The organism is Sphingomonas ginsenosidimutans, from assembly GCF_002374835.1.
Taxonomy (GTDB): domain Bacteria; phylum Pseudomonadota; class Alphaproteobacteria; order Sphingomonadales; family Sphingomonadaceae; genus Sphingomonas; species Sphingomonas ginsenosidimutans.
In genome coordinates, this window is record NZ_NWVD01000007.1 from 160,294 (window position 1) to 171,117 (window position 10,824).

General features: G+C 69.6%; 8 protein-coding genes. 4 read left to right on the forward strand and 4 right to left on the reverse strand.

From position 1 onward, the window contains the following. Window positions 1–200: 200 nt before the first annotated feature. A complete protein-coding gene (locus COA17_RS14595; protein ID WP_096613429.1) occupies window positions 201–2,237 on the reverse strand; it encodes an NAD(+) synthase in 2,037 nt (678 codons plus the stop codon). Window positions 2,238–2,312: 75 nt separating this feature from the next. Here COA17_RS14595 and COA17_RS14600 point away from each other — a divergent pair, with 75 nt between their 5' ends. After that, entirely contained in the window at window positions 2,313–5,216 is a 2,904-nt protein-coding gene (locus tag COA17_RS14600) for a PAS domain S-box protein (protein ID WP_176484927.1), read from the forward strand. A gap of 16 nt (window positions 5,217–5,232) precedes the next feature. Here the strand turns inward: COA17_RS14600 and COA17_RS14605 are convergent, their stop codons facing one another. The 3 genes from COA17_RS14605 to COA17_RS14615 all read right to left on the reverse strand — a co-directional run bounded on the left by COA17_RS14605 (window position 5,233) and on the right by COA17_RS14615 (window position 8,346). Further along, window positions 5,233–6,849, reverse strand: a complete 1,617-nt coding sequence (locus COA17_RS14605; RefSeq protein WP_096613433.1) for a choline dehydrogenase — start codon at window positions 6,847–6,849, stop codon at window positions 5,233–5,235. Between the two features lie 61 nt (window positions 6,850–6,910). Continuing rightward, on the reverse strand, window positions 6,911–7,870 hold the full coding sequence (locus COA17_RS14610) for an NADPH:quinone oxidoreductase family protein (RefSeq protein ID WP_096613435.1): 960 nt from the start codon (window positions 7,868–7,870) through the stop codon (window positions 6,911–6,913). Continuing rightward, complete coding sequence (locus tag COA17_RS14615; RefSeq protein WP_245857830.1) at window positions 7,867–8,346, reverse strand: TetR/AcrR family transcriptional regulator; 480 nt, start codon at window positions 8,344–8,346, stop codon at window positions 7,867–7,869. Before COA17_RS14615 ends, COA17_RS14610 begins: the two co-directional genes overlap by 4 nt. Before the next feature lie 185 nt (window positions 8,347–8,531). Here COA17_RS14615 and COA17_RS14620 point away from each other — a divergent pair, with 185 nt between their 5' ends. The 3 genes from COA17_RS14620 to COA17_RS14630 all read left to right on the forward strand — a co-directional run. After that, window positions 8,532–9,791: an acetyl-CoA C-acetyltransferase gene (locus COA17_RS14620; protein WP_096613436.1), complete on the forward strand. Its 1,260-nt coding sequence runs from the start codon at window positions 8,532–8,534 to the stop codon at window positions 9,789–9,791. Window positions 9,792–9,857: 66 nt separating this feature from the next. Beyond that, complete coding sequence (locus COA17_RS14625) at window positions 9,858–10,688, forward strand: AMP-binding protein (protein WP_096613438.1); 831 nt, start codon at window positions 9,858–9,860, stop codon at window positions 10,686–10,688. Further along, a partial coding sequence (locus COA17_RS14630) for a transposase (protein WP_141397088.1) occupies window positions 10,639–10,824 on the forward strand: 186 nt, incomplete at its 3' end. The genes COA17_RS14625 and COA17_RS14630, both read left to right, overlap by 50 nt.

Here is a 10,824-nt window from a genome sequence, read left to right on the forward strand (position 1 = left end):
ATGTTGAGATGCTGACGGGGCAAGTGGCGAATGTTGAGGCGGGGGCAAGGGGCATCGCCACGGGGTAGCGTGGCGGGGGCGGTGTAGGACAGGGCGGGGGTTCGCATCCGCAATGTCGGGCCGCATATCCGCAGGCCACTGAATTGGCGGCACCGTGCACCCCGGAGCAAGTCCGGGGTGACGTTGTGTGTGCGGGGCGGTTACGGCCCGTTGGCGGCCAATTCCGCCAGCCAGACGTCGGCGGTACCGTCAGAGGGTGCGCGCCAGTCGCCGCGCGGGGACAGCGCGCCGCCCGACGATACCTTCGGCCCGTTGGGGATCGCCGATCGCTTGAACTGGCTGATCTGGAAGAAGCGGAACAGGAAGCGTTCCAGCCAGTGGCGGATCGTGTCGAGATCGTAGGCGACGCGCGCGCCCGCCGGGTAACCGACCGGCCACGCCCCCGCGCCGGCATCGCGCCACGCATGCCACGCCAGGAACGCGACCTTCGACGGGGCGAGGCCGTGGCGGATCACGTAATGCGCGAAGAAATCGTTCAGCGCATAGGGACCGATGCGGCTTTCGGTGCTTTGCAGCTCCGCCCCCGGCACCAGCTCGGGCGAGATTTCCTGCTTCAGGATCGCGTCCAGCACCGCGTCGGTCGCCGCATCATATTGATCGGTGGCGATGCACCAGCGGATCAGGAACTGGATTAGCGTCTTGGGCACGCCGGCGTTGACCGCATAATGGCTCATCTGGTCGCCGACGCCATAGGTGCACCAGCCCAGCGCCAGTTCCGACAGGTCGCCGGTGCCGACGACCAGCCCGTCGCGCTGGTTGGCGATGCGGAACAGGTAATCGGTGCGCAGCCCCGCCTGCACGTTTTCAAACGTGACGTCGTACACCGGCTCGCCGCGGCCATAGGGGTGGCCCATGTCCTGGAGCATCCGCGTGGCGGCGGGGCGGATGTCGATTTCCTCCGCGGTGACGCCCAGCGCGCGCATCAGCGTCCAGGCATTGTCCTTCGTCCCCGCGCTGGTGGCGAAGCCGGGCATGGTGATGCCCAGGATATCGGTGCGCGGCCGGCCGAGCTGGTCGAGCGCCTTGGCCGCGACGATCAGCGCGTGGGTGCTGTCCAGCCCGCCCGACACGCCGATCACCAGCCGCCGCGCGTTCGCCGCGACCAGCCGCTTGGCGATGCCCTGCACCTGGATGTTGAACGCTTCGTAGCAATCCTCATCCAGTGCGGCGGGATCGTTGGGGACGAACGGGAAGCGGCGCAGGTCGCGGCGCAAGCCGATGTCCGTGCCGGTCGGCGCGAAAGGGAAGGCGATGCGGCGGAACCGCGTTTCGGGATGGCCGGCGTGGCGCGCGGCATCGTGGAAGGTGCCGTTGCGCAGCCGCTCCTGCACCAGCCGTTCGAGATCGACGTCGGCGGCGACCAGCCCCGATTCGCGCGCGAAGCGGGGCGAGGCGACCAGCAACTCGCCCAGTTCGTGGACGCTGCCCTGACCGTCCCATGCCAGATCGGTGGTGCTTTCGCCCGGCCCGGCGGCGGAATAGACATAGGCGCAGGCCGCGCGCGCCGATTGTGCGGCGGACAGCATCATGCGCTCGCGCGACTTGCCGATGACGACGTTCGACGCCGACAGGTTGCAGCACACCAGCGCCCCGGCCAACGCCCCCATGGTGGAGGGTGGGGTGGCGGCCCAGTAATCCTCGCAGATTTCGGCGTGAAACACGAAATCGGGCATCGCATCCGCGGCGAAGATCAGATCGGTGCCGAACGGCACCTCTTCCCCGCCGACGCCGATCGTCAGCCCGGTGAGGCCCGCGCCGGGGGCGAACCAGCGCTTTTCGTAATACTCGCGGTAATTGGGCAGGAACGTCTTGGGCACCACGCCGAGCACGCGCCCGCCCGCGATCGCGACCGCGCAATTGTAGAGCCGCTGCCCGCGTTCCAGCGCCGCGCCCACCAGCAGCACCGGGCGCAAGGTTTCGCTGGCGGCGCGCACCGCCTCCACCGCTGCACGCGTCGCGGCCTGTAGCGCGGATTGCAGGTGCAGGTCGTCGATCGCATAGGAGGTGAGGTTGAGTTCGGGAAAGACGAGGAGGTCCACGCCCTCGTCATGCGCGCGGCGCGCGAGCGCGATCGCTTCGTCCGCATTGCGCGCGGGATCGCCGACGGTCGCGGCCGGGGTGGCCGCGGCGACGCGCAGCATGCGATGGTGGTGGAGCGAGGCGAAGGCGGGGTTCATGCCGTTCGAATTACGCCGGTTCGGCAGCGTTTGCCACCTTCGCGCCGGGCCGCACCTGCGCTAGGCTGCCCGGCGATGACACAGCCCCCCGCCGCTTCGCGCGATTACATGGCGTTCACGGCGCGTGGCGGCGACATGGGGCGGCGGATCGCGGCGTATGACTGGGCGTCGTCGCCGCTGGGGCCGGTGGAGGATTGGCCCGCGGTGCTGCGCCACACGCTGGCGGTGATCCTGCCCGCGCAGGCGGAGATCGTGCTGTTCTGGGGCGCCGAGCAGGTCGCGCTGTACAACGATGCCTACGCCCCCACGATCGGGAACAAGCATCCGCACGCGCTGGGTCGCCCGGCGTGCGAGACCTGGACGGAGTTGTGGGACGATCTGGAGCCGCTGCTGACGCATGTGCGCACCACCGGCGAAACCTATGCCGCGAAGGACCGGCCGTTCTACATCGAGCGCGCTGGATATGGCGAGCAGGTGTATTTCGACATTTCCTATTCGCCGGTGGCGCTGGACGACGGCAGCGTCGGCGGGGTGCTGTGCATCGTGTCGGAGACGACCGGGCGGGTGCGCGCCGCGCGCGAGGTGTCGGAGGACCGCGCCCGCCTGCACCAGATGTTCGACCAGGCGCCCGGCTTCGTCGCGGTGCTGCGCGAGCCGGGGCATGTGTTCGAACTGGCCAATGCCGCCTTCCGCGCGCTGGTGGACGGGCGCGAGATGATCGGACGTACCGTGGCCGACGCGCTGCCCGAGGTCGTGTCGCAGGGCCTGGTCGCGCGGCTGGACGAGGTGCGGGCGACCGGCGTGCCGTTCCGCGGCGAAGGTGTCCCGGTGACGGTGATGCGGGCCGACGGCACGGCCGAGGAACGGCGGCTGGACTTCGTCTATCAGCCGGTCACCGATGCGGGCGGGGAGGTGACGGCGATCTTCGTGCAGGGCATCGACCTGACCGAGCAGCATCGCGCGCTGGGCGCGCTGGCGCTGAGCCGCGATTCGCTGGAACTGGCGACGCGGATGGGGGAGATCGGGACGTGGGAATATGACCTGCGTACCGGCACCTTCACCGGTTCGGAACGCAATTGGGCGATGCACGGCTATCCGCCGGGCACGGTCGCGACGACCGCGCAGTTCCTGGCCGCGATCCACCCCGGCGACCGCGCGGCGATGTCGGCGTCGTTCGCGGCGGCGATCGACCCGGCGGTGCGGGCGCTGCACGATGTCGAATATCGCATCTTCCAGCCTGACGGGACGATGCGCTGGGTCGCGGTCACGGGGCGCGGGGTGTTCGAGGACGACGTGTGCACCCGCGCGATCGGCACGATCACCGACGTCACCCAGCGGCGGACCGAGGCGGATGCGCTGCGCGAGAGCGAGCAGCGGTTCCGCGCGCTGGCCGACGAGATGGAGGCGCTGGTCTGGATCACCGACGAGACCGGGCGGTTCGTGTTCGCCAACGCGGGTTTCCAGAAGATCCTGGGCGTGACGCCGGAGGCGATGAGGCGCGACGGCTGGGCGCCGCTGCTGCGTGATGAGGACCGCGCGCTGCTGGCGGAGCGGATGCCGCTCTTCTATCGCGATCCGCGCCCGCTGCGCGGCGACTATCGGCTGAAGACCGCGGACGGCGGGACGATCTGGGCGCATGGCGTGTCGCGGCCGCGCTATTCGGGCGACCGTTTCCTGGGCTATGTCGGCTGCGCGGTGGACGTGACCGAGCGGCATCTGGCGGGCGAGGCGCTGGAGGAGCGGGTCGCCGAGCGCACCGCCGAGCTGACGCGCCAGATCGCCGAGCGCGAGCGCGTCGAGGAGACGCTGCATCAGATGCAGCGGCTGGAGGCGGTGGGGCAGCTGACGTCGGGCGTGGCGCACGATTTCAACAACCTGCTGACCGTGGTGCTGGGCAATATCGAGATGATCGCGCATGCCGCGGCGGCCGGGCCGCTCGACGCCCGCGCGCTGCAACGGCTGGAGCATGTGCGGATCGCGGCCGAGCGCGGCGCGACGCTGACCGCGCAATTGCTCGCTTTCTCGCGCCGGCAGCGGCTGGAGGCGAAGACGGTCGACCTGAACGACACGGTCCGCGCGCTGGCGCCGTTGATGGCGAGCACGCTGGGCCGCTCGATCGCGATCGAACAGGAACTGGCGGACGGCGTGTGGCCAGCGCTGGTCGACCCGACGCAGATCGAGCTGATCCTGCTGAACCTGGCGATCAACGCGCGCGACGCGATGGTGGGCGGCGGGCGGCTGACGCTGTCGACCGCCAACGTCAGCCTGGACGTGCCGCAGCGCCCGGAGGAGCCGGTGGCGGGCGACTATATCCGCGTCGCGGTGACCGATACCGGCACGGGCATGACCGACGAGGTGCTGGCGCGCGCGTTCGAGCCGTTCTTCACCACCAAGGAAGTCGGCAAGGGTTCCGGGCTGGGGCTGGCGCAGGTGTTCGGTTTCGCCAAGCAGTCGGGCGGGGGCGTGCGGATCGATACCGTCGCGGGGGAGGGGACGACCGTCAGCGTGTATCTGCCCCGTGCGCGCGACGTGGCCGCCGCGGCGGCGGTGGCCGCGATCCCGGCGGCAAGTGCCGCGCCGATCGCCGGGCGGTGCATCCTGGTCGTCGATGACGAGGACAATGTGCGACAGGTGACCGCCGACACGCTGCGCGCGGCGGGATGCCGCGTGGTGGAGGCGGTGGACGGCGACACCGGGCTGCGCGCGCTGGCGCATACGCGCGGGATCGAGGCGGTGGTCGCCGACGTGGCGATGCCGGGAATGAACGGCGTCGAATTCGCACGGCGCGCGCGGCGCAGACACCCCGACCTGCCGGTGCTGTTCGTCACGGGCTATGCCGATCTGGCGGCGATCGCCGAGGTGCCGGAGGAGCAGATCATCCGCAAACCCTATACCCGCGACGCATTGCTGTCGCGGGTGCGGCAGATGCTGGACCGGCCGGCGGCGGTGGAGGAGGAGCGGCCGGCGCGCGCGGGATAGGCCGCCGGCGCGTCGGTCAGGCGGCCAGTGCGGTGTCGACCCCGCGGATCATGTCCGCCGCCTTTTCCGCGATCATGATCGTCGGCGCATTGGTGTTCGACCCTACCAGCGTCGGCATCACCGAGGCGTCGACGACGCGCAGCCCCTCCAGCCCGCGCACGCGCAGGTGCCCGTCGACCACCGCCAGCGCATCCCCCTCAGCGCCCATCCGGCAGGTGCCGACCGGGTGATAGATGGTTTCCGCCGAGGCGCGCACCCAGGCGTCGATATCGGCATCGCTGCGCACCGACGCGCCGGGATACAGTTCGTCGGCGCGATAGGGATCGAGCGCGGCCTGGCTGGCGACGTCGCGGCCGATCTTCACGCATTCGCGCATCACGCGGCGATCCTCCGGCGCGGCGAGGTAATTGCCGTAGATGAGCGGATCGGCGAGCGGATCGGCGGAGCCGGCGGCGATCCGCCCGCGGCTGTCGGGGCGCAGCTGACACAGGTGGAGCGAGAAGCCGTCGCGGTCGGCCCGCTGCTTCCCGTGATCGCGCATGATCGCCAGCACGCCGTGGATCTGCACGTCGGGGCGCGACAGCCCTTCGCGCGACGAGACGAACGCGCCGGATTCGAGGAATTGCTGCCGCCCCAGCCCGCGCCCGCCGAGAAGATATTGCACCCCGGTGGTCAGCTGGCGCAGCCCGCGCGTCGCGGAGAAGGCGGTCACCAGCCCACGCGACGACCAGTTCATGATGACGTCAAGGTGATCCTGAAGGTTCTCGCCGACGCCCGGCAGCGGGTGGACCGGCGCGATGCCGGCATCGCGCAGCCGCTGCGGATCGCCGATCCCCGACAGTTGCAGCAGGTGCGGGCTTTGCACCGCGCCGGCGCACAGGATCGCCTCGCCCGCGACCGCGACGCGCTCCGGCGTGCGGCCGCGCAGATACTCGACCGCCACCGCACGCCCGCGTTCGACGACGATCCGCGTCGTGCGCGCGTTGGTGACGACGGTCAGGTTGCGGCGCGCCATCGCGGGATAGAGATAGGCCGCCGCCGCCGACCATCGCCGCCCGTCGGAGATGGTCAGGTCGTAGCGGCCGAACCCTTCCTGCGAGGCGCCGTTGAAATCGTCGGTGACGGGATAGCCGGCCTGTCGCCCCGCCTCGATCAGCGCGTCGTGGAATGGGCTGTCGCTTTCGCCGCCCGAGATCGACAGCGGTCCGCCCGCCCCGTGCAGCCCGCCGCATTCGCCGCGATGATGCCCCTCCAACCGGCGGAAATAGGGCAGGACGTCGTCCCACGCCCAGCCCGCCAGCCCCATCTGGCGCCATTCGTCATAATCCTGCGGATGGCCGCGGGTGTAGATCATGCCGTTGATCGCGGACGACCCGCCCAGCCCCTTGCCGCGTGGCCACCACAGGCGGCGGTTGTCGAGATGCGGTTCCGGTTCGGTCCAGAAGCCCCAATTGTGCTTGCCCTTCGCCTTGATGAGGTTGCCGACACCGGCGGGCATCCGCACCAGCACGTCCTTGTTGGCGCCGCCCGCCTCAAGCAGGCAGACGGTGGCGGTGGGGTCCTCGCTCAGCCGCGCGGCGAGCGCACACCCCGCCGATCCGCCACCGATGATGACATAATCATATCCGGCCATCCCGTCGTCCTCTGCCTTGTCGCGCCACCCGCTCTCGTCGCGGCAGGTTGGCGGTTTTTCGTCACGGAACCAGTATCAGCTTACCCACCATGTCGCTGCGCGCCATCGCATCGAAGGCGGCGCGCCAGTCGGCCAGCGGAAATTCGGCGTGGACGCGCGGGCGGATCCGCCCCGACGCCGCCAGCGACCAGACCGCGTCGAGATTTTCCCGCCCGCGTTCGGGAAAGCGCCGGCCGTATTCGCCGGCGCGCACGCCGATCACCGAAAACCCCTTGATCAGCGGCATGTTGGTGGAAACGGTCGCGATCCGTCCGGAGGTGAAGCCAACGACCAGCAGCCGCCCGCCGAACGCGATGCAGCGCGTCGATTCGTCGAACACGTCGCCGCCGACCGGATCGAACACCACGTCGGCGCCGCCGCCGGTCAGTTCCTTCACCGCGTCGCGGAAACCGGGCGCGGGCAGCGTCGCGGCGACCGGATAGTCGGTGGCGAGCATCGCCAGTTTCTCCGGCGAGCGCGAGGTCGCGATCACCCGCGCGCCCAGCGCATGCGCCAGATCGACCGCCGCCAGCCCGACCCCGCCGGTCGCACCATGGACCAGCAGCCATTCGTCGGGACGCAGCGCGCCCAGCCGCACCAGCGCGACATAGGCGGTGAGATAGGCCGCGCCGACCGCCGCCCCTTCCGCGAAGGAAAGGTGCGGGGGCAGCGCACGCACCGCGGCGGCATCCACCGCCACCACCTCCGCAAAGCCGCCCAGCCGCGTGCCGGCAACCACCGCGTCGCCCGGCGCGAAGCCGTCGCCGGCCAGCACTTCCCCCGCCAATTCCATGCCGGGGGTGAAGGGCAGCGGCGGCTTCAGCTGATAGTCGCCGCGCGTCATCAGCAGATCGGGATAGTTGAGCGCGGCGGCGCGCACGCGGATCAGCACCTTGCCCGGCGCCGCTTGCGGTTCGGGCAGGTCCGCCAGCGCGGTGCCCGACAGGTCGGTCGACAGCGCGGAGACGACCAGCGCCTTCATTCCACGGGCGCCCGGTGGGTCATGATGGCGAGCAGCCGGTCGAACAGCGTTTCCATGTCGAGATGCGGCGCGTGCACTTTGCTCAGCCCCAGGGTGATGAGGCCGTAGGCGCGAACCTCCGCATCATTTCGTTCGAACCCGGCGTCGGTCAGGCAGCGGGCGAGGAAATCGAGCATCAGCGAGTCGTGCCGCTCCACCGCTGCGCGGGCGCGCGGGTCGCTTTCGGCCCAGGCGCGCATCGCGATCGCCAGCCGCGACGACCCGCGCCGACGCACCGTCTGCCCCAGCAGGCGGATGCGATCGATCGGATCGGGCGCGGCGCGTTCCAGCGCCTCGATCAGGCCGGTCAGTTGGGCTTCGGCGAAATAGCGCGCCAATTGCCCCTGATAGGCGTCGAAGTCCGCGAAATGATGGTAGAAACTGCCCGTCGAGACGCGCAGCTCCTCCGACAGCGGGCGCAGCTTGAGCGCACGCAATCCGCCGCGCCGAAGCAACGACTGACCGGCCTCCAGCCAGTCTTGTGGAGTGAGGTCCGGCGCCCGTGCGGGGGCGGCGGATGAGGGTGAAACGCTTGACATCCCGGCGACCATAACGAAGGTTATGTCGGAAAGCGGCGCCCGTAAAGCGCTGTCTGACAGACATGGTGGATTGGAGAATTTCGATGGGAGAGGCCTATATCATCGACGCCGTGCGCACGCCGCGCGGCATCGGCAAGCAGGGCAAGGGCGCACTGGCCGACCTGCACCCGCAGCATCTGGCGGCGACGGTCCTCAAGGCGCTGAAAGATCGTAACAATCTGAATACCGCCGAGGTGGACGATGTGATCTGGTCGACCTCCACGCAGCGCGGCAAGCAGGGCGGTGACTTGGGCCGGATGGCGGCACTGGACGCCGGTTTCGACGTCAAGGCGTCGGGCGTGACGCTGGACCGGTTCTGCGGCGGCGGCATCACCGCGGTGAATTTCGCCGCGGCGCAGATCATGAGCGGGATGGAAGACCTGGTCATCGCAGGCGGCACCGAGATGATGAGCCTGACCGCCGCGATGTCGCAGGAGGACATGGAGAGCGGCAAGCCGATGCTGGGCATGGGATCGGGCAACCCGCATCTCGACGTGCTGCATCCGCAGAGCCACCAGGGCGTGTGCGGCGACGCGATCGCCAGCATGGAGGGCATCACCCGCGAGGATCTGGACGCGCTGGGCCTGGAAAGCCAGCGCAAGGCGGCGATCGCGATCGCCGAGGGCCGGTTCGACAAGTCGCTGGTGCCCGTCACCGACGATGACGGCAACGTCATCCTCGACCATGAGGAATTTCCCCGGCCGCAGACCACGGCCGAGGGGCTGGCCAGCCTGAAGCCGTCGTTCGCGGCGCTGGCGGACATGCCGTACAACAAGGCGGGCGACACGTTCCGCAAGCAGATCAACCGCCGCTACCCCGACTTGGAAATCCAGCATTTCCACCATGCGGGCAATTCGTCGGGCGTGGTCGACGGCGCGGCGGCGGTCCTGCTGGCGTCGAAGGAATATGCCGAGGCGCACGGGTTGACGCCGCGCGCGCGGATCGTGGCGATGGCCAATGTCGGCGACGACCCCACGCTGATGCTCAACGCGCCGGTCCCGGCGGCGAAGAAGGTGCTGGCCAAGGCGGGCCTGACCAAGGACGATATCGACCTGTGGGAGATCAACGAGGCGTTCGCAGTGGTGGCGGAGAAATTCATCCGCGACCTCGACCTCGACCGGTCGAAGGTGAACGTCAACGGTGGCTCGATCGCGCTGGGCCACCCGATCGGCGCGACCGGCGCGATCCTGATCGGCACGGTGGTCGACGAGCTGGAACGGCAGGGCAAGCGGTACGGGCTGGTGACGATGTGCGCGGCGGGCGGGATGGCCCCGGCGATCATCGTCGAGCGCATCGGCGCCTGACCCACCGGACGACGTGACGGGTGGCGGGGCCGACAGACGCCCCGCGCCCGAGGAGAGAGACCGACCATGCTGCATCCCGTCGCGCACGCGCGCACCCACCCGGACAAGCCCGCCTATATCATGGCGGCAACCGGAGAGACCGTAACCTATGGCGAGCTGGACCGGCGCGCCAATCAGGGCGCGCACCTGCTGCGCGCGCTGGGCGTGGGGCGCGGCGACGGGATCGCCATCATGCTGGACAACCACCCGCGCTATCTGGAGATCATGTGGGCGGCGGAGCGAATCGGCGCCTATGTCACGTGCATTTCGTCCAAGCTGATGGTCGACGAGGCGGAATATATCGTGCGCGACGGCGCGTGCCGCGTGTTCATCGCCTCCACCGCGGTATCCTGCTGTGCGGAGCAGCTGGGACCGCGGATCGCCGACCTGGCGCGCTTCACGGTCGGCGGGACGATCGACGGGTTCGACGGTTACGAGGCGGCACGCGACGCGCAACCCGACACGCCGGTGGCGGACCCCGCGCACGGGCAGGTGATGCTGTATTCGTCGGGCACCACTGGCAAGCCCAAGGGCGTGCGCTTCCCGCTGCCGGAGGAGCCGTTCGGCGAACACGTCTCGCCGCTGGTCGGGCTGGGGCGGGCGCTGTACGGCTGGACGTCCGACATGGTCTATCTCAGCCCAGCGCCGATGTACCATGCCGCGCCGCTGCGCTGGTCAATGGCGGTCAACCAGATCGGCGGCACCGTGGTCATCATGGAGAAGTTCGACGCCGAGCGCGCGCTGGTGAGCTGCCCCCTTCTGAGTGGTCCATCGACTATGACAGTCTGGACCAAGGAAGGGACAACGAATGCCAGCGAAGAAGCACAAGCCGGAGGAGATCATCGGCAAGCTGCGTGAGGCGGAGATCATGCTGGGCCAGGGCGGCACGACTGCTGAGGCATGCCGGCGCATCGCAGTCAGCGAGCAGACGTATTACCGCTGGCGCAAGGAATATGGCGGCCTGAAGACGGATCAGGCGCGTCGGATGAAGGAT

Coding starts and splice junctions, on each gene's coding strand:
- COA17_RS14595 (WP_096613429.1), bottom strand. CDS start 2,237: ATGAACCCCGCCTTCGCCTCGCTCCACCACCATCGCATGCTGCGCGTC.
- COA17_RS14625 (WP_096613438.1), top strand. CDS start 9,858: ATGCTGCATCCCGTCGCGCACGCGCGCACCCACCCGGACAAGCCCGCC.
- COA17_RS14610 (WP_096613435.1), bottom strand. CDS start 7,870: ATGAAGGCGCTGGTCGTCTCCGCGCTGTCGACCGACCTGTCGGGCACC.
- COA17_RS14605 (WP_096613433.1), bottom strand. CDS start 6,849: ATGGCCGGATATGATTATGTCATCATCGGTGGCGGATCGGCGGGGTGT.
- COA17_RS14600 (WP_176484927.1), top strand. CDS start 2,313: ATGACACAGCCCCCCGCCGCTTCGCGCGATTACATGGCGTTCACGGCG.
- COA17_RS14620 (WP_096613436.1), top strand. CDS start 8,532: ATGGGAGAGGCCTATATCATCGACGCCGTGCGCACGCCGCGCGGCATC.